Source organism: Terribacillus halophilus (assembly GCF_900101385.1).
In the GTDB taxonomy this organism is placed as follows: domain Bacteria; phylum Bacillota; class Bacilli; order Bacillales; family Amphibacillaceae; genus Terribacillus; species Terribacillus halophilus.
In genome coordinates this window covers 149,228-167,644 of sequence record NZ_FMZB01000003.1, presented here as the reverse complement: position 1 = coordinate 167,644, position 18,417 = coordinate 149,228, and the positions used below count along the sequence as shown (strand labels likewise).

17 protein-coding genes are annotated in these 18,417 nt (G+C 46.8%); all 17 read left to right on the top strand.

Annotation, left to right across the window (positions count from 1 at the left end; translation table 11 throughout):
• The first annotated feature begins 9 nt into the window (after positions 1-9).
• The 17 genes from BLQ53_RS06910 to dpaB all read left to right on the top strand — a co-directional run bounded on the left by BLQ53_RS06910 (position 10) and on the right by dpaB (position 18,383).
• Positions 10-4,302 (top strand): PolC-type DNA polymerase III, encoded by a 4,293-nt coding sequence (locus BLQ53_RS06910; protein ID WP_093726563.1) that lies wholly within the window; start codon positions 10-12, stop codon positions 4,300-4,302.
• 277 nt (positions 4,303-4,579) lie between these two features.
• Positions 4,580-5,053: a ribosome maturation factor RimP gene (gene rimP, locus BLQ53_RS06905; RefSeq protein ID WP_093726562.1), complete on the top strand. Its 474-nt coding sequence runs from the start codon at positions 4,580-4,582 to the stop codon at positions 5,051-5,053.
• 14 nt (positions 5,054-5,067) lie between these two features.
• The gene (nusA, locus tag BLQ53_RS06900; RefSeq protein WP_093726561.1) at positions 5,068-6,171 is read left to right on the top strand and encodes a transcription termination factor NusA; all 1,104 of its coding nucleotides are present in this window, start codon (positions 5,068-5,070) and stop codon (positions 6,169-6,171) included.
• Between the two features lie 15 nt (positions 6,172-6,186).
• Positions 6,187-6,459, top strand: a complete 273-nt coding sequence (rnpM, locus tag BLQ53_RS06895; RefSeq protein WP_093726560.1) for an RNase P modulator RnpM — start codon at positions 6,187-6,189, stop codon at positions 6,457-6,459.
• On the top strand, positions 6,456-6,773 hold the full coding sequence (locus BLQ53_RS06890; protein WP_093726559.1) for a L7Ae/L30e/S12e/Gadd45 family ribosomal protein: 318 nt from the start codon (positions 6,456-6,458) through the stop codon (positions 6,771-6,773). Before rnpM ends, BLQ53_RS06890 begins: the two co-directional genes overlap by 4 nt.
• A 4-nt stretch (positions 6,774-6,777) precedes the next feature.
• Positions 6,778-8,931 carry a translation initiation factor IF-2 gene (gene infB, locus BLQ53_RS06885; RefSeq protein ID WP_093726558.1) on the top strand — a complete coding sequence of 718 codons (2,154 nt, stop codon included), beginning with the start codon at positions 6,778-6,780 and terminating at the stop codon, positions 8,929-8,931.
• Positions 8,928-9,206: a DUF503 domain-containing protein gene (locus tag BLQ53_RS06880; RefSeq protein ID WP_093726557.1), complete on the top strand. Its 279-nt coding sequence runs from the start codon at positions 8,928-8,930 to the stop codon at positions 9,204-9,206. Before infB ends, BLQ53_RS06880 begins: the two co-directional genes overlap by 4 nt.
• Before the next feature lie 30 nt (positions 9,207-9,236).
• The gene (rbfA, locus tag BLQ53_RS06875; RefSeq protein ID WP_093726556.1) at positions 9,237-9,587 is read left to right on the top strand and encodes a 30S ribosome-binding factor RbfA; all 351 of its coding nucleotides are present in this window, start codon (positions 9,237-9,239) and stop codon (positions 9,585-9,587) included.
• 75 nt (positions 9,588-9,662) lie between these two features.
• Positions 9,663-10,583 (top strand): tRNA pseudouridine(55) synthase TruB, encoded by a 921-nt coding sequence (gene truB / locus BLQ53_RS06870; protein WP_093726555.1) that lies wholly within the window; start codon positions 9,663-9,665, stop codon positions 10,581-10,583.
• The gene (locus tag BLQ53_RS06865; protein ID WP_093726554.1) at positions 10,570-11,508 is read left to right on the top strand and encodes a bifunctional riboflavin kinase/FAD synthetase; all 939 of its coding nucleotides are present in this window, start codon (positions 10,570-10,572) and stop codon (positions 11,506-11,508) included. Before truB ends, BLQ53_RS06865 begins: the two co-directional genes overlap by 14 nt.
• Before the next feature lie 137 nt (positions 11,509-11,645).
• The gene (gene rpsO / locus BLQ53_RS06860) at positions 11,646-11,915 is read left to right on the top strand and encodes a 30S ribosomal protein S15 (protein ID WP_093726553.1); all 270 of its coding nucleotides are present in this window, start codon (positions 11,646-11,648) and stop codon (positions 11,913-11,915) included.
• A 137-nt stretch (positions 11,916-12,052) separates the two neighbouring features.
• Positions 12,053-14,182 (top strand): polyribonucleotide nucleotidyltransferase, encoded by a 2,130-nt coding sequence (pnp, locus tag BLQ53_RS06855; RefSeq protein ID WP_093726552.1) that lies wholly within the window; start codon positions 12,053-12,055, stop codon positions 14,180-14,182.
• A 110-nt stretch (positions 14,183-14,292) separates the two neighbouring features.
• Positions 14,293-15,246 carry a polysaccharide deacetylase family protein gene (locus tag BLQ53_RS06850; RefSeq protein ID WP_244499279.1) on the top strand — a complete coding sequence of 318 codons (954 nt, stop codon included), beginning with the start codon at positions 14,293-14,295 and terminating at the stop codon, positions 15,244-15,246.
• A 40-nt stretch (positions 15,247-15,286) separates the two neighbouring features.
• Positions 15,287-16,501 carry a M16 family metallopeptidase gene (locus tag BLQ53_RS06845; RefSeq protein WP_093726798.1) on the top strand — a complete coding sequence of 405 codons (1,215 nt, stop codon included), beginning with the start codon at positions 15,287-15,289 and terminating at the stop codon, positions 16,499-16,501.
• 16 nt (positions 16,502-16,517) lie between these two features.
• Positions 16,518-16,748 carry a YlmC/YmxH family sporulation protein gene (locus BLQ53_RS06840; RefSeq protein WP_093726550.1) on the top strand — a complete coding sequence of 77 codons (231 nt, stop codon included), beginning with the start codon at positions 16,518-16,520 and terminating at the stop codon, positions 16,746-16,748.
• 150 nt (positions 16,749-16,898) lie between these two features.
• Positions 16,899-17,777, top strand: coding sequence for a dipicolinic acid synthetase subunit A (gene dpaA, locus BLQ53_RS06835; RefSeq protein WP_093726549.1), 879 nt, complete (start codon positions 16,899-16,901; stop codon positions 17,775-17,777).
• A 15-nt stretch (positions 17,778-17,792) separates the two neighbouring features.
• A complete protein-coding gene (dpaB, locus tag BLQ53_RS06830) occupies positions 17,793-18,383 on the top strand; it encodes a dipicolinate synthase subunit B (RefSeq protein WP_093726548.1) in 591 nt (196 codons plus the stop codon).
• The last annotated feature ends 34 nt before the right edge of the window (positions 18,384-18,417 follow it).

Sequence of the window (18,417 nt, the reverse complement as noted above, 5' to 3'; positions counted from 1 at the left end):
GAGAAGTCAATGAGTCTAAGCCAAAACGAAAAAATGGACATGCTCCTTGAGCAGATCCAGCTAGATGAAGAAACCATTGCAGCTCATTTCAAAGAGAGTCAGCTTGAGAAATTGGAAGTGGACCCAAAAGCGAAGTCCTGGCATTTTCATTTTCAACTGGCCAATCTGCTGCCGCCAACAATATATAAAATCTTCACTGCCAAGCTGACAGAAGCATTTGCACATATCGCTGCTGTGAACTGGTCGATTCGTTGTGTCACGAATACAGTCGAAAGTGACCACATCCAGGATTATTGGAAGGATTTCGTTCTTACTTATCCCAAATTATCACCTGCTTACAAGGATTTGGTACAAACACAAGTTCCAGTAGTTAACGGTAATAAGATTATGTTAACTGCGAGGAATGAAGCGGAAGCAAGCGCTTTGAAAAAAAGGCTGGAACCTGCTTTCCAAACTTATTGTGAGAAAATCGGGGCCGGCCTTTACATGCTTACGGTCACTGTTCAGGAACAAAACATGGAGGAATTGACCAAATTCCGTGAGCAAAAAGCGATGGAAGACAGCTTGCTCGTCCAAAAAGCAATCAAGGATTCCGAAGAACGGGCGAAGAAACAGGAGGAAGCTCCGCAAGGTCCTGTTATGATCGGTTATGGTATCAATGACGAGATCACACCAATGCAGGATATCCAAGACGAAGAACGCCGCATGGCAGTTCAGGGTTATGTATTTGATGTGGATATAAGAGAGTTGCGCTCTGGCCGCCACTTGCTTATCGCAAAAGTGACGGATTACACAGACAGTTTCCAAATCAAAATGTTTTCCAAAGGCAATGAAGATGCGGATAAATTCAAACAGCTCAAAAAGGGTATGTGGATAAAGGCGCGCGGAAGCATCCAGACAGATAACTTCACCAATGAACTGACCATGATGGCAAATGACATCAATGAAATAACTGTCACGCTTCGTAAAGATGAAGCTGAAGAAGGGGAAAAGCGAGTCGAGCTGCATGCTCATACGCTCATGAGTCAAATGGATGCTGTCACGTCAGCCAGCCGTTTGATCGAGACAGCAGCAAGGTTCGGTCATGATAGTATTGCAATCACCGATCATGCTGTCGTGCAGAGTTACCCGGAAGCATTCGCTGCTGGTAAGAAGAACAATATTAAAGTCATCTATGGCTTGGAAGCCAACCTTGTCGATGACGGGGTGCCGATTGCCTACAATAGTAAGGATATCAATCTGGAAGACGCGACTTACATCGTATTTGACGTAGAGACGACAGGTCTTTCTGCTTCTTACGACAAAATCATTGAATTAGCTGCGGTGAAATTCCATGACGGTGAAATCATCGATCGATTTGAACGTTTCGCCAATCCGCATCAAAAACTGAGTCAGACAATCATCGACCTTACCGGAATCACAGATGATATGCTGGTGGATGCCCCGGAGATCGAGGATGTGCTAAACGATTTCCATGCTTGGATGGGCGATGATATATTGGTTGCGCATAATGCAAGCTTTGATATGGGCTTTTTGAATCAAGGGTTCAAGCGGATCGGTTTGGAGAAGGCGCCCAATGCTGTCATTGATACATTGGAGCTTGCCAGATTTTTGTTTCCGCAGCTGAAGAACCACCGGCTGAATACGCTATGTAAGTTCCTTGATATAGAACTGACGCAGCATCACCGGGCGATTTATGATACGGAAGCAACCAGCTATTTATTATGGCGATTGCTGAAAGAAGCGTTCAAAAAAGAGATAATGAACCATGATCAGCTCAATCATTATATGGGCGAAGGGAATGCCTATCAACGCTCCCGTCCATACCACTGTACGATTTATATTCAGAATGAAGTCGGCTTGAAAAATATGTACAAGCTTGTCAGCATGTCCCATGTGGATTACTTCTACCGTGTTCCCCGGATTCCGCGCTCCAAACTGGAACAGCACCGGGAGGGCTTGATCATCAGCTCTGGCTGTGACAAAGGGGAAGTGTTCGAAGCGATGATGCAAAAATCAAAGGAAGATGCAGCAGAAGCCGCAGCCTTTTACGATGTCATCGAAATACAGCCACCATCAAATTATTATCACTTGATCGAAAAAGAGCTTGTGCAGAATGAAGCGCATCTGTTTGATATTCTGCGTAATCTTGTCGAGCTTGGTGAAGATTTGGAGAAACCCGTAGTGGCGACTGGTAATGTACATTATATTGAAAAACATGAAAAGCAGTACCGGAACATCTTGATCAAGACACAGAATGGTAATCCGCTTAGCAGGCAGACATTGCCGGATGTACATTTCCGCACAACGAACGAGATGATTGCTTGTTTTGATTTCCTGCCTGCCGAAAAGGCAAAAGAAGTGGTCGTAACCAACACACAGAAAGTGTCGGACATGATAGATGATGTGAAGCCGGTCAAGGAAGATTTGTACACGCCCAACATCGATGGTGCCGAGGATGAAATGCGTCAGATGAGCTATGACCGCGCACGGAGCATTTATGGCGACCCTTTGCCGGAAATAGTCGAGAAACGAATTGAAAAAGAACTGAAAAGCATCATCGGGCACGGTTTTGCCGTTATCTATCTTATTTCGCATAAACTGGTGAAAAAATCACTGGATGACGGCTATTTAGTCGGGTCCCGGGGATCGGTCGGTTCGTCGCTGATAGCGACACTTACCGATATTACCGAAGTAAACCCGCTGCCGCCGCATTATGTGTGTCCAAGCTGTAAATATAACGAATTTTTCAATGATGGATCGGTTGCCAGCGGCTATGACCTGCCAGAGAAAGCATGTCCGACATGCGGGGAGCCATTGAAGCGTGATGGTCAGGATATCCCGTTCGAAACATTCCTCGGATTCAAAGGAGACAAAGTTCCCGATATCGATTTGAACTTCTCCGGTGCTTATCAGCCACAAGCCCATAACTACACGAAGGTGCTTTTCGGGGAAGATAAGGTATATCGTGCCGGTACGATCGGTACCGTCGCTGAGAAAACTGCTTATGGCTATGTGAAAGGATATGCCAGTGATAATCAGCTCCATATCCGCAACGCGGAAGTGGATCGGCTGGTCCAAGGGTGTACGGGTGTGAAAAGAACGACCGGTCAGCACCCTGGTGGTATAATTGTTGTACCGGATGACCAAGATATATATGACTTCACACCGATCCAGTTCCCGGCGGATGATCGCAATTCAGAATGGAAGACGACTCACTTCGATTTCCATTCTATTCACGATAACTTGCTGAAACTGGATATACTCGGACACGATGATCCGACCGTCATCCGTATGCTTCAGGATTTGTCCGGTATCGATCCGAAGACAATTCCGACAAATGACCCGGAAGTGATGAAGATTTTTTCCGGAACGGAATCATTAGGTGTGACACCAGAACAAATCATGTGTAAAACGGGTACACTTGGTGTACCGGAGTTCGGTACACGTTTCGTCCGGCAGATGCTGGAGGACACTAATCCGTCGACATTTGCCGAACTGGTCCAGATATCCGGACTTTCCCACGGTACCGATGTGTGGCTTGGCAATGCCCAGGAACTGATCAACAGCGGCATTTGCACATTGCCTGAAGTAATCGGCTGTCGTGATGACATCATGGTTTATTTGATGCACCGGGGTCTGGACTCATCGCTTGCCTTTAAGATCATGGAGTCTGTCCGTAAAGGGAAAGGTCTCCAAGATGAATGGGTCGAAGAGATGAAAAAGAACAATGTACCTGATTGGTATATCGACTCCTGCCTGAAGATCAAGTACATGTTCCCGAAAGCACACGCAGCTGCATATGTCCTGATGGCAGTGCGGATTGCTTACTTTAAAGTGCATCATCCGATTCTTTTCTATGCCGCGTACTTCAGTGTACGTGCAAGTGATTTTGAGCTTGATACGATGATCAAAGGCCCGGAAGCGATCCGTCAGCGTATCAACGAAATCAACCAAAAAGGACATGATGCTTCTCCAAAAGAGAAGAACCTTGTTACTGTATTGGAGCTTTCCCTGGAAATGTGCGAGCGTGGATTCCACTTCCAGCGAGTGGACTTGTACAAGTCCAGTGCCACAGATTTCCTGGTGGATGGGGATAGTTTGATCCCTCCGTTCAACGCCATTGACGGACTCGGTACCAACGCTGCGCTCAATATCGTGAAAGTACGGGAAGACGGGGAATTCCTTTCGAAAGAAGATCTCCGTGAGCGAAGCAGGATCAGTAAGACAGTATTGGAGTATATGGATCAGCATGGCTGTCTGGAAGGAATGGCCGACCAGAACCAGCTTTCGCTATTCTAACAGGAATCTTGCCTAAACAAGAAACTTGTGGTATATTATCCAATAGCGGTATTGATACGAACCAGATCAAGAGTGGGATTACCCACTCTTTTTCATACCCATGGATTCGGCATCAAGTTTGTAAGGGGAGCGCCTCTTCGTTGTTTTGTAGCAAAAAGCACATGATAAACATTGTTCCCTTGCTTCCATTTCGGGCAAGGGTTTTCTATTGAGAGGCATACCCTACCCGATTTAAAGTAATATTCGCCTGAAAGCGTGCAGTAAAGGAGGAAGCATTTTGGCAGCCAATATAACGGAAGTTACGGAAAGCTATCTACAACCAATCATGGAAGAGCTGCATCTGGAGCTGGTCGATGTGGAATTCGTCAAGGAAGGCAAGAACTGGTTCCTGCGTGTCTATGTCGATAAAGCGGAAGGCATCGATATCGAAGAATGCGCCATCGTTTCAGAGAAATTGAGCGCAGTTCTCGATGAGAATGATCCGGTTGATTTCCCATACTTCCTGGAGGTTTCTTCGCCAGGAGCGGAAAGACCGCTGAAAACAAAACAAGCAATCACAAACAGCATCGGCAAGACAGTCTATGTGAAACTGTACGAGCCGATCGATAATGAGAAAGAGTACCAAGGTACATTGAAGGCGTTCGAAGACGATGTATTGACATTGGAAGTCATGATCAAAGCGAGGAAAAAGGAAGTGTCCCTTCCATATGAGAAAATCGCGAAGGCACGTCTGGCTGTAACGTTTAACTAAAGGGGGATATACGAGTGAGCAGCGAGCTTTTTGATGCCATTACTTATTTGGAGAAAGAGAAAGGGATTAATAAGGATGTCCTGATCGAAGCGCTGGAAGCAGCCTTGATCTCCGCTTATAAAAAGAACTTCAAGTCCGCGACCAATGTACGTGTCGATTTGAATGAAACAACTGGATCCATGAAAGTATTCGCCCGCAAGGATGTAGTCGAGGAAGTCGAGGACAGCCAGCAGCAAATGACGCTCGATGAGGCCCGTGCCATTTCTGGTACGTACGATATCGGCGATGTCGTTGAAATTGAAGTGACACCGAAGGACTTCGGCCGCATTGCAGCACAGGCTGCAAAACAAGTGGTCACACAGCGCGTGCGTGAAGCTGAGCGCGGCGTCATCTTCAGTGAATATGCTGATCGGGAAGAAGATGTTATGACTGGTATCGTTTCCCGCAATGATCCAAGATTCATCTATGTGGATCTTGGCAAAATCGAGGCAAAGCTGCCGGAAAGCGAGCAGATGCCGACAGAAAAATATGAGATTCATGATCGCCTGAAGGTGTACGTGACAAAAGTTGAGAACACAAACAAAGGACCGAGCATCTTCGTTTCCCGGACCCATCCAGGTCTATTGAAGCGATTATTTGAAATGGAAGTGCCGGAAATCTATGATGGTACTGTAGAAATCCGCTCAGTCGCTCGTGAGGCAGGGGATCGTTCGAAGATTTCCGTCTACGCTTCCCAAGCGGAAGTCGATCCGGTCGGCTCTTGTGTTGGTCAGCGCGGTCAGCGTGTCCAAGCAATCGTGAATGAACTCAAAGGTGAAAAGATCGATATCGTTGAGTGGTCAGAAGATCCTGTCGAGTATGTATCCAATGCCCTTAGTCCATCCAAAGTCATCTCTGTACTGGTTGATGAAGAAGAAAAAGCGACAACAGTCATCGTGCCTGACTACCAGCTTAGCCTTGCCATTGGTAAGCGCGGTCAAAACGCACGCCTGGCAGCGAAATTGACAGGCTGGAAAATCGATATCAAATCCGAGACAGAAGCACGTGAGCTCGGTTTATTGACTGATCAGGATACAGAAGCGATGGACTTCGACGATTTAGACGAAGACACATATTGATAAGGGGCGCTGTATATGAAACAAAAGAAGGTTCCGCTTCGAAAATGTGTGGTTTCCAATGAAATGAAGCCGAAACAGGAATTGATCCGGGTCGTCCGTAACAAAGAAGGCGAAGTTTTCGTGGATGAAACCGGCAAGAAGAATGGCCGCGGTGCGTATGTCTCCAAGGATGCGGCTGTCATTGCAAAAGCGAAGAAACAAGATACGCTGGCGCGTCACTTGAATGCACAGATCGATGATTCTATTTATGAAGAACTTGAGCGATTAGCAAAAGGTCAGCACTCATGAGTAAAAATTATTTGAATTTGTTAGGGCTTGCTGTGCGTGCCGGACAATGCACCTTCGGGGAAGAAGCGATTGTCCGGGATGTCCAACGGCAAAAAGCAAAGCTAGTAATAGCTGCCAGTGATATCGGTCCCCAAACCTTGAAGAAACTTCGCAACAAGACCGATTTTTACAACATCGCCTTTTGGCAGGTGGAGGAGGACCGGGAGCAATTATCACAAGCGATTGGTAAATCCGGCAGAGTCGCAATTGCCATTTTGGATAAAGGCTTTGCAGACAAATTGAAATCTTTGCTCACTGAATCCACTCGGAGGTGAACGTATGTCAAAGATTCGTGTTTACGAATACGCAAAAGAGAAAAACGTTTCCAGTAAGGAAATCATCAATAAACTTAAAAGTATGAATATCGAAGTGTCCAATCATATGTCCATGATCAATGAATCGGCGAAGGATAGATTGGATAAAAGCTTCACAGGAAAAAGCGCGAGCAGCGAGAAAGTAGCGATTAAAACGGGGAACTCAGCAAACACATCCAACTCAAGCAATAACAATGGTCAGAACAACAAGCCGAAAAGCAAAGCCGGCGGCGGTCAAAACCGCAACCAGCAGCGCAATGGCAACAAAAAACCTGGCAAGGGCGGACAGAACAATAACAGACGCGGCGGCCGGAACAACAATCGTAACCAAAAAGCTCCGCAGCAGAAACGTCCGGAAATGCCGACTCCAGATAAAATTACCTTCAAAGGGTCTTTGACTGTCAGTGAATTGGCAGCCAAGCTTCACAGGGAGTCCACTGAAATCATCAAGAAACTCTTCCTCCAAGGTGTCATGGCAACGAAAAACCAGGACTTGGATAAAGATGCAATTGAAATGATTTGTTTAGAGTACAATGTCGAAGTGGAAGAAGAAGTGGACGTTGATGTAACAGATCTGGATAACTATAAAATCGAAGATAAAGCAGAAGACCTTCAGGAACGTCCTGCTGTCGTTACGATCATGGGACACGTTGACCATGGTAAAACAACTTTGCTTGATTCCATCCGTGACACGAAAGTCACTGAAGGCGAAGCAGGCGGAATCACGCAGCATATCGGTGCGTATCAAGTGGAAGATAATGGCAAGAAAATCACTTTCCTTGATACTCCTGGTCACGCAGCTTTCACAAGCATGCGTTCCCGCGGTGCGCAAGTAACGGATATCGCGATTCTAGTCGTAGCTGCCGATGATGGTGTTATGCCGCAGACAGTCGAAGCGATCAACCACGCAAAAGCTGCTGGAGTTCCGATCATCGTAGCGGTAAACAAAATCGATTTGGAAGGTGCCAACCCGGATCGAGTGATGCAAGAGCTGACGGAACATAGCCTGATTCCTGAGGACTGGGGCGGGGATACAATTTTCGTCCAGCTTTCTGCGAAGAAACGTGAAGGTATCGATGATTTGCTTGAAATGATCCTGCTTGTAACCGAGGTTGAAGAATTGAAAGCGAACCCGAACCGCTCGGCAGAGGGAACTGTAATCGAGGCACAATTGGATAAAGGACGCGGTCCGGTAGCAACCTTGCTTGTTCAGAACGGTACGCTCCATGTCGGTGACAGCATTGTCGTCGGTAATGCATTCGGCCGTGTACGTGCAATGGTCAATGACTTGGGCCGTCGTGTGAAAATAGCGCCGCCTTCCACTCCAGTCGAGATTACCGGTTTGAACTCCGTGCCTAATGCAGGAGATCAATTCATGGTATTCAAAGACGAGAAGCAAGCTCGTCAAGTCGGGGAAGCAAGACAACAAAAACAAGTGGAAGAAAATCGTTCCACTGGTGCGCGAGTCAGCCTTGATGATCTGTTTAACCAGATCAAGCAAGGGGAAGTGAAAGATATCAACCTAATCGTGAAAGCGGATGTGCATGGTACCGTGGAAGCGATGGCTGCATCTTTGGAGAAAATTGAAGTCGAAGGTGTTAAAGTCCGCATCATTCACACTGGTGTAGGTGCGATTACAGAATCTGATGTCATCTTGGCATCTGCTTCGAATGCAATCATCATCGGGTTTAACGTTCGTCCGGATGCTAATGCGAAAAAAGCGGCGGAATCCGAAAACGTTGATATCCGTCAGCATCGCATCATCTACAAAGTGATCGAGGAAATCGAATCCGCGATGAAAGGGATGCTTGATCCCGAGTTCGAAGAGAAAGTCATCGGACAAGCGGAAGTTCGCCAAATCATCAAGGTGTCCCGTATCGGTACGATTGCCGGAAGTTATGTCACGGAAGGTAAAATCACACGTGATTCTTCGATCCGTGTCATTCGTGATGGGATCGTCATCGTCGAGGATGAAATCGATTCCTTGAAACGATTCAAGGATGATGTCCGTGAAGTTGCCACAAACTATGAGTGTGGAATCACATTGAAGAATTTCCACGATCTTAAAGAAGGCGACATATTCGAAGCATACGTGATGGAAGAAATCGAAAGAAAATGATTCTGTCTGCGGTTGTAGAGTGTATGATCTATGACGCGCATTCCCTCAAGGATAAGCGCTCGGTCGTCAAACGGATCACCACAAGGATCGGGGGATCGTTCAATATTGCCATCAGCGAAGCAGACTACCATGATCTATGGCAGCGCACTTGCTTTGAACTGGTGACGACATCCCCTGATCGTGTCCGGGCTGAACGGGTGATGGATCAGGCGCTTGCCTTGATTGATTCTTTTCCGGAGATTGAGAGAACAGCTACTGAAAAGCAGTGGCTTTAGCATCCCTCCGAATGACGATGAGGTGATTATATGAGTGAATTACGAGCAAATCGCGTCGCAGAGCAGATGAAAAAAGAGCTTGGCGATATTATATCCAGAAAGATCAAAGATCCGCGAATTGGCTTTGTGACGGTGACAGATGTGGAAGTGACTGGAGACCTGCAGCAGGCGAAAGTTTATATCTCCGTCCTTGGCGATGAGAAGCAAAAGCATAATACGCTTCTTGGATTGGCGAAAGCAAAAGGATTCATCCGCTCAGAGATCGGCAGACGCATACGTTTGCGCAAGACCCCGGAGCTGGCATTTGAATTCGACGAAGCTGTAGAACAAGGTAATCGAATCGAACATCTCTTGAAGGAGCTCAACGATTCCGACAGATAAGAGACGATGGAGAATCCCTTCGCCCTTCATGGGAGGAAGGGATTCTTTTTTACATAGGACAAAGGAGTGCTGGCATTGAATGGTATCCTGGCATTATGGAAACCAAAAGGGATGACTTCCCACGATTGCGTGTTCAAGGCGCGCAAAATATTACAAACGAAAAAGATCGGGCACACAGGCACATTGGATCCGGACGTCGAAGGCGTATTACCGCTCTGTATCGGCCAGGCAACTAAGATTGTTCCTTATTTGACCGACACGTCCAAAACCTATGTCGCAGAGGTGTCACTCGGTACCGCAACAGAGACCGAGGACAAAAGCGGCGCTGTGATCGAGGAAAAGCCGGTCACTGAACCGATTCCTTTGCAAGCTATCGAGTCGGTCCTCCAGCAGTTCACCGGAGAAATCGAACAAGTACCGCCGATGTATTCCGCAATCAAGGTGGCGGGGCGGAAATTGTATGAATACGCTCGGAAAGGGCAAGAAGTAGAGCGTCCCATCCGGAAGGTGACGATACATGAAATCGTCCTGGACAAAGCTTCTGTAAGCGAAAATGGCAGTGTGTTCCGGTTCACCGTCAGCTGCTCAAAAGGTACTTATGTCCGTACACTTTGTGTGGATATAGGCAAAGCACTTGGCTACCCTGCCCATATGAGCAGCTTGGAACGAATACAGGCAGGAGCATTTCGTACACAGGATACGGTCACTTTTGCTAAAATGGAAGAGGCAATGGAAGCAGGCAGTATGGAACAATTGCTGCAGCCGATCACGAAGGCGGTAGATTTCATGCCTCTGATCGAGGCAGATGCCGTGATTGAACAAAAGGTCAGGTACGGCCAGCGACTCAAACGACCGGCAGAAGCGGATCTCTATCGTGTTCAAAAGGGTGATCAGCTTCTCGGGATTTATGAGACGCACCCTGCCTATCCACATTTACTGAAGCCAAAACGAGTATTCGTATCAGGGAAAGCAGGAGGCACAGATGCAAACGATTAAACTACATTATTCAGAAACGATGAAACTGGATGACATGCCTGCAGTCAGTGCAGCTATCGGCTTTTTTGATGGCATCCACCGAGGGCATCAGGAGGTCATACGCCGGGCAATCGATGCTGCTCGGGAAAAACAGCTGAAAAGTGCGGTCATTACCTTCCATCCGCATCCATCCGTCGTATTGGGAAAAACGGATACAAGAGAAGATTATCTAACCCCGCTCCGTGAAAAAGAGGCGATTCTAAAGAGTATGGGTATTGATTACCTGTATTTGATTGGCTTTACGAAGGAGCTTGCTGGTCTAAGTCCCGAGAACTTCATCGAGCGCTTTATCAACGGGCTGGCAGTGCGCCATCTTGTATCTGGTTTCGATTTCACCTATGGCAAAAAAGGCGCAGGGAATGCGGATACTCTTCAGGATGCTGCTGCGCAGCAAGCATTCTCTTATGAAGCCGTGGCGAAAGTGGAAAGTGATGAAGAGAAAATCAGTTCGACGAAAATCCGTCAGCTTGTAGCCGATGGAGAAGTGGAAGCGGCCACCGAGCTGCTCGGTCATCCGCTCACATTGACAGGGGAAGTCATCACTGGCGACCAGCGCGGACGCACCATCGGATATCCGACAGCGAATATCCGCATCAAGGAGGATTATTTCCTGCCTAAAGTGGGCGTTTATGCTGTAGACGTAAGGATCAAGGACAAAACCTACGCCGGGATGGCGAACCTCGGTTTCAAACCAACTTTCCAGCAAGATGCTGTCGCTCCGAATCTGGAGGTGCACATACTCGATTTCGATGAACAGATATATGGTGAGGAAGTTACCGTATCCTGGCGTAAATTCATCCGGGAGGAAGTCAAATTCAACGGAATTGAAGCACTTGTTGCACAGCTGGACCGCGATAAAGAACAGATCAGCGCATATTTTGCATAGAATGTTGTCCAAGAGACTTGCAATCTGTCTGTAAAAAGTGTAATCTGGACTATGGAAAACCTTCGCTTGGCAATTCGCTACTCCGGCGATTGCTCGGGGAATGGGGTTACTATCAGATTTTTTAGGAGGAATTACAAATGGCAATCTCTAAAGAGCGCAAGAATCAACTGATCGCAGAATACAAAACACATGACACTGATACTGGTTCACCAGAAGTGCAAATCGCTGTTTTGACGGAGGAAATCACTACACTTAACGATCACCTTCGTACACACAAAAAAGATCACCATTCACGCCGTGGCCTATTGAAAATGGTTGGTCGTCGCCGTCACTTGTTGAACTATCTTCGCGAAAAAGATGTTACACGTTACCGCGAACTAATCCAAAAACTTGGCCTACGCCGATAAGATTGACTAAAAAGCGGGAATTTTTCCCGCTTTTTCTATAGGAGAAAACCTATTATACATAGTGTAAACGGAACCTGGACTGGTGCATAATACAAAGACAGGGTCCAATGTAAGATTAACGAGAGGGGCTTTAATTAATGGCAGACCAAAAACAAGTGTTCTCCACCGAAATTTCCGGACAGACTTTCACTGTCGAAATTGGAGAACTTGCCAAGCAAGCGAACGGCGCTTGTCTCATCCAGTACGGCGATACTTCCGTACTGTCCACTGTCACAGGTTCGAAGGAACCGAAGGACTTGCCGTTCTTCCCATTGACAGTGAACTACGAAGAAAGACTATATGCAGTAGGTAAGATCCCAGGCGGTTTCATCAAACGAGAAGGACGTCCGAGTGAGAAAGCAGTGCTCGCTTCACGTTTGATCGATCGTCCGATTCGTCCTTTATTCCCGGATGGATTCAGAAACGACGTGCAAGTCATCAGCATGGTCATGAGTGTGGATCAGGATTATTCTTCTGAGATTGCAGCAATGATCGGTTCTTCCATTGCAATCAGCATCTCTGACATCCCATTCCACGGTCCAATAGCGGGTGTGGTAGTAGGTCGTGTCGACGGAGAATTCGTTATCAACCCGACGAAGGAACAGCAAGAGAAAAGTGATATCGATCTGTCTGTAGCTGGAACAAAAGACGCAATCAACATGGTGGAAGCAGGCGCACAGGAAGTGCCTGAGGATATCATGCTGGAAGCTATCATGTTCGGTCACGAAGAGATCAAGCGGCTTGTTGCTTTCCAGGAAGAGATTGTTGCTGCTGTCGGCAAAGAAAAAATGGAAGTGCAGCTCTTCGATTTGGACAAGGAATTGACCGAAGATGTCAAGAACCGCTGCTATGATCAGCTGAAAGCGGCAATCGAAGTCCACGAGAAGAAAGCACGCGAAGCGGCGATCAGTGAAGTCAAGAACGAGATGGTCATGTTCTATGAAGAGCAGGAAGCAGATGAGAATACAATCAAGCAGGTCAAGGGCATCTTGGACAAGCTTGTGAAGGAAGAAGTCCGCCGTGCCATCACGAAAGACAAAATCCGTCCTGATGGTCGTGGCGTCGATGAGATTCGTCCATTGTCTTCCCGCATTGGTGTACTACCTCGTACACATGGATCTGCATTATTCACACGGGGTCAGACTCAGGCACTTAGTGTTTGTACATTGGGCGCACTTGGCGATGTGCAGATTCTTGATGGGCTTGATACAGAAGAAACGAAGCGTTTCATGCATCATTATAACTTCCCTCATTTCAGTGTTGGGGAGACAGGACCGATCAGAGGACCAGGCCGTCGTGAAATCGGACATGGTGCCCTTGGTGAGCGTGCTTTGGAGAAGGTCATTCCTTCCGAGAAGGACTTCCCGTATACAATCCGCCTTGTATCCGAAATCCTTGAATCGAACGGTTCCACGTCCCAGGCTAGCATTTGTGCCAGCACAATGGCGATGATGGATGCTGGTGTCCCAATCAAAGCTCCGGTAGCCGGTATTGCAATGGGATTGGTTAAATCAGGTGATGATTATACGATCCTTACCGATATCCAAGGCATGGAAGATGCACTGGGCGATATGGACTTCAAAGTTGCCGGTACCGAAAAAGGCGTCACAGCTTTGCAAATGGATATCAAGATCGAAGGCTTGAGCCGGGAAATCCTTGAAGAAGCACTTACGCAAGCGCGTAAAGGCCGTTTGGAAATCCTCGATCATATGATGTCAACAATCAGTGAACCGAAAGAAGAGCTGTCCGCATATGCTCCGAAAATCCTGACGATGACAATCAATCCGGATAAAATCCGTGATGTCATCGGGCCAAGCGGTAAACAAATCAATAAAATCATCGAAGAAACTGGTGTCAAAATCGATATCGAACAAGATGGCACAGTATTCATCTCTTCCACTGATTCTGCGAAGAACGAACTTGCGAAGCAGATCATCTCAGACATCGTACGTGAGGTCGAAGTCGGTGAAGTGTATGAAGGAACAGTCAAACGAATCGAGAAATTCGGGGCCTTTGTTGAATTGTTCAAAGGAAAAGACGGCTTGGTTCACATCTCCGAACTTGCTGAAGAACGCGTAGGCAAAGTGGAAGATGTTGTGAAAATCGGCGATAAGCTGAAAGTGAAAGTCAAAGAAATCGATCGTCAAGGACGAGTGAACCTTTCACATAAACAATTATTGATCGAAGCCAAAAAGGAAAAAGAACAGCAGGAATCTGCTGAAGAATGAGCAAAAGCGAAGAAACTGGTTCAGCCAGTTTCTTTTTTTGACGGATAAAGATGCTATGCTTGTTCTTCCTTGTCCCAACCCTTCATAAGCTAGATTAGGGAGGGATGGGAATGCACCGGATTATCATTCACCTAATCGTATTCATCACACTGATATTTCTGCTTATCGACAGCGGTCACGCGCCGTTCCAGACAGCATCTGTCGCTCATCATCCGGCTTTTTCTGATGTGGCAGTACGGGCAGATGAAGAAGAGCTGCGACAGGAAATAGAAGCAGTACGCAAAGAAGTCGAACGGCCGGCTGAAAATGCGCGAATCGATAAGATATGGAAGAAGGTGCCCGGAAAGGCTGGTACCAAGGTAGACATCGATGCTTCCTTGGAAAAAATGAAGAAGGCTGGTATGTTTGATCGTGAGCTGCTTGTAGTCGAAGAAGTAAAGCCGGAAATCACGCTTGATGAGCTGCCCGCATCTCCAATATACCGTGCCAGGGATGACCAGGAGCAAGTCGCTCTATTAATTAATGTATCATGGGGGGAAGACCATATTCCATCAATTTTGCAAACGTTGAAAGATGCCAATGTGAAGGCTAATTTCTTCATCGAAGGAAAATGGGCAAAGGAACATAATCAGCTTGTCGAGATGATCAAGGAAGAAGGACATGTCATCGGGAACCACGCATACAACCATCCTGATATGAAAAAAATGAGCAAAATCGACTCGGCAGAGCAAATAAGTCAGACGAACGAAATCATCCATGCCATAACAGGTGACAAACCAGTCTATTTTGCCCCGCCGAGCGGTAGCTTCAATGACGGGGTCATCCAAGCTGCCAATGAACAGCAGATGGAAACAATTCTTTGGTCAGTCGATACCATTGATTGGCAAAAGCCGACAGTTCCTGTTATGATGAAACGCGTGACCGAAAAACTGCATCCCGGAGCTTTCATCCTCATGCATCCTACCCCAGTCGTGGAGGCGGGATTGGCAGATATGCTGAAGATGATGGAAGAGAAGGGGTACAGTGTGTCTAGTTTGGATACGATATTGAATGAAGGAAGATAATGGTACAATACGATGTACTGTTGATTGGGAGGATTTGATTTTGCTGCAGAAGCATACATGCAAAAATGGTCTAAGAGTGGTAGTGGAAAACATGCCATCAGTACGGTCTGTTACAATTGGCATTTGGATTTTAACAGGTTCAAGGAACGAAGAAGCGAAAAATAATGGTTTGTCTCACTTTTTGGAGCATATGTTCTTCAAAGGGACGAAGAATCGTTCTGCCAAAGAAATAGCCGAGGCCTTCGATGCTATCGGAGGTATGGTTAATGCGTTTACTTCCAAGGAATATACATGCTATTACGCTAAAGTGCTGGACACGCATAAAGATTTTGCACTGGAAGTATTAGCTGACATGTTCTTTGAATCTCAGTTCGCGCAGGAAGAAATCGAGAAGGAGCAGAAGGTCGTCTTGGAAGAAATCAAGATGGCTGAAGATACGCCCGATGATATCATCCATGATTGGCTGGCTGAAGCTGCTTATGGCAAGCATCCGCTTGGATTGCCGATTCTCGGTACAGAAGATACGCTGATGAGTTTTACCAGTGAATCGGTAAGGAATTACAAAGAGTCGCATTATGTACCGGAGAAAATGGTCGTGTCAGTCGCCGGGAATGTTGATGAATCCTTCATCCAGACTGTGGAGGGACATTTTGGAGCCTTCCAAGCCGATTCGGCTCACCGGACGCTTGAAGTGCCGGGATTCAATCCGAATATGATCAGCCGAACCAAGGAAACGGAACAAGCTCATTTGGCAATCGGTTATCAAGGATTGAAATTGGATGATCCATCAAGCTATAGCCTGATGGTCGTGAACAATGTCTTGGGCGGCAGCATGAGCTCTAGATTGTTCCAGGATGTCAGGGAAGAAAAAGGTTTGGCTTACTCTGTATTTTCCTATCATAGTACGCACATGGATAGCGGTATGCTTACCATCTATGCCGGAACTGGCAAAGAACAGCTGGAAAAACTCCAGAAAACAATTTCCGAGACGCTTTCGAAGCTGAAAGCAGACGGCATCACCGACAAAGAGTTCAACAACACGAAAGAACAGCTGAAAGGGAACTACATGCTTGGATTGGAGAGTACAAATAGCAGAATGAGCCGGAATGGCCGAAATGAACTCCTCCTTGGCAAGCATCCATCTTTGAATGAATTGATTGAAAGAATCGACAATGTAACGATGGACGATGTGGACGCTGTCATCCAAGAGATCTTCGGCAAAGAACAGGCGACGGCGATTGTCGCACCAAAATAAAAGGAGCTGATCTGCTTTGCGTTTCAAGGACATAGGTGATAAAGAGATCATTGATGTGAACAATGGCGAACGTTTAGGTGTGCTTGGTCAGACTGATATCGAGTTCAACCCGGTCACTGGAAAAATCGATGCATTTCTCATACCGAATTATAAATGGTTCGGGTTGCGCAAGGAAGGCAGTGATAATCGCATCGCCTGGGAGGAAATCCAGACAGTCGGCAAACATATGATACTTATAAAGACGTAAATCTTGCCAGTGCATGGATGCACTGGCTTTTTTGTGTTTGCATCATGCCCCAATTCAATCACTCCTTACGGTTCTCCTCATATGATAACTGGAAAGCAATTATCTCAATGAAAAGATGTATGAAAATATGTTCTAGAGCGAGGTGAGAGTTTGACCACTGAATTGACTATCGCTGTTCTTGGCGGTGATGCCCGCTACTTGGAGATGATTCGCAGCTTGCAATGCAGTGCGAATGCATCTGTATTTGCGGTGGGCTTCGAACAAATCAGTCAAAGCTTCACCGGCGGTATCCAGCGGGAACTGGATGATCTTGATCCGCAGCGTCTGAATGCGATCATCCTTCCGATTCCCGGGGTTGGTCCTGATGGGCAGATTGCAACAGTATTTTCTGATAAAAGCATTCAATTGACGGAAAGCTGGATGGATCGATTGCCCAAGGATTGTGTCGTTTTTACAGGTATCACAAACGACTATCTGACAGATTTATGCAAAAAGCGGAATTTGCGTCTGGTTTCCCTTTTCGACAGGGATGATGTCGCGATCTATAATTCGATCCCAACAGCCGAAGGGGCCATTATGACAGCTATCAAACATACCGATTTCACCATCCATGGCTCGAAAGTCGTCGTACTTGGTTTCGGGCGCGTCGGTATGAGCGTGGCAAGTAAATTCGATGCACTCGGCGCCGATGTCCATGTCGGTTCCATCCATGATGCTGATATTGCCCGCGTAAGCGAAATGGGAATGCATGCCTTTTTCCTCGAAAGTCTTCCGGAAGTGATCAATGATAGTGACATCCTGATCAATACCATTCCAGCACTTGTCGTGAAGAAAGCCATCCTTGAGCAGCTGCCTACACAGACGCTGATCATCGACCTTGCTTCCAAACCGGGCGGAGTCGACTTCGACTATGCGAAAAAACGGGGCATCCAGGCCATCCACGCCTTGAGCCTGCCTGGCATTGTCGCACCAAAAACGGCCGGTAATATTTTGTCTGTCGTCATCAAACAGATTTTAACAAACAGCTAAAAGGAGGAGTATTATATGAGTTTGGCAGGAAAACGGATTGGGTTCGGTATTACGGGCTCCCACTGTACGTACAGTGAAATATTTCCACAAATCGAACAGCTGGTGAAGCTCGGGGCAGAAGTAGTGCCCATCGTCAGCAACACGGTTCAATTCACTGACACATATTTCGGAGACGCCAAGGATCATATGCAAAAAATCAGTGATTTGACGAAAACGAACATCATCCGCACGATCCCGGAAGCAGAACCTTTAGGTCCGCGTGAACCGCTGGATTGTATGGTCGTGGCACCGCTTACCGGAAACAGCATGTCAAAGCTTGCAAATGCACTCACGGATAGCCCTGTGCTGATGGCGGTGAAAGCGACAATCCGGAATGGAAAACCGATTGTGCTTGGAATCAGCACAAATGATGCACTCGGACTCAACGGTGTCAATTTGATGCGGCTCATGGCTGCCAAATATATGTATTTCATCCCGTTCGGACAAGACGATCCATTCAAAAAGCCGAACTCCCTTGTTGCGGATATGACAAAGCTTACGGAAACGATTGAATCAGCCCTGGAATATAAGCAGCTGCAGCCGGTATTAGTCCAACGTTTTTCCTAAACTCCTCAAACGATAACCAATGACAGAAAAATTA

Coding starts and splice junctions, on each gene's coding strand:
- BLQ53_RS06910 (WP_093726563.1), top strand. CDS start 10: ATGAGTCTAAGCCAAAACGAAAAAATGGACATGCTCCTTGAGCAGATC.
- rnpM (WP_093726560.1), top strand. CDS start 6,187: ATGAAACAAAAGAAGGTTCCGCTTCGAAAATGTGTGGTTTCCAATGAA.
- BLQ53_RS06890 (WP_093726559.1), top strand. CDS start 6,456: ATGAGTAAAAATTATTTGAATTTGTTAGGGCTTGCTGTGCGTGCCGGA.
- infB (WP_093726558.1), top strand. CDS start 6,778: ATGTCAAAGATTCGTGTTTACGAATACGCAAAAGAGAAAAACGTTTCC.
- BLQ53_RS06880 (WP_093726557.1), top strand. CDS start 8,928: ATGATTCTGTCTGCGGTTGTAGAGTGTATGATCTATGACGCGCATTCC.
- rbfA (WP_093726556.1), top strand. CDS start 9,237: ATGAGTGAATTACGAGCAAATCGCGTCGCAGAGCAGATGAAAAAAGAG.
- BLQ53_RS06865 (WP_093726554.1), top strand. CDS start 10,570: ATGCAAACGATTAAACTACATTATTCAGAAACGATGAAACTGGATGAC.
- rpsO (WP_093726553.1), top strand. CDS start 11,646: ATGGCAATCTCTAAAGAGCGCAAGAATCAACTGATCGCAGAATACAAA.
- pnp (WP_093726552.1), top strand. CDS start 12,053: ATGGCAGACCAAAAACAAGTGTTCTCCACCGAAATTTCCGGACAGACT.
- BLQ53_RS06850 (WP_244499279.1), top strand. CDS start 14,293: ATGCACCGGATTATCATTCACCTAATCGTATTCATCACACTGATATTT.
- dpaB (WP_093726548.1), top strand. CDS start 17,793: ATGAGTTTGGCAGGAAAACGGATTGGGTTCGGTATTACGGGCTCCCAC.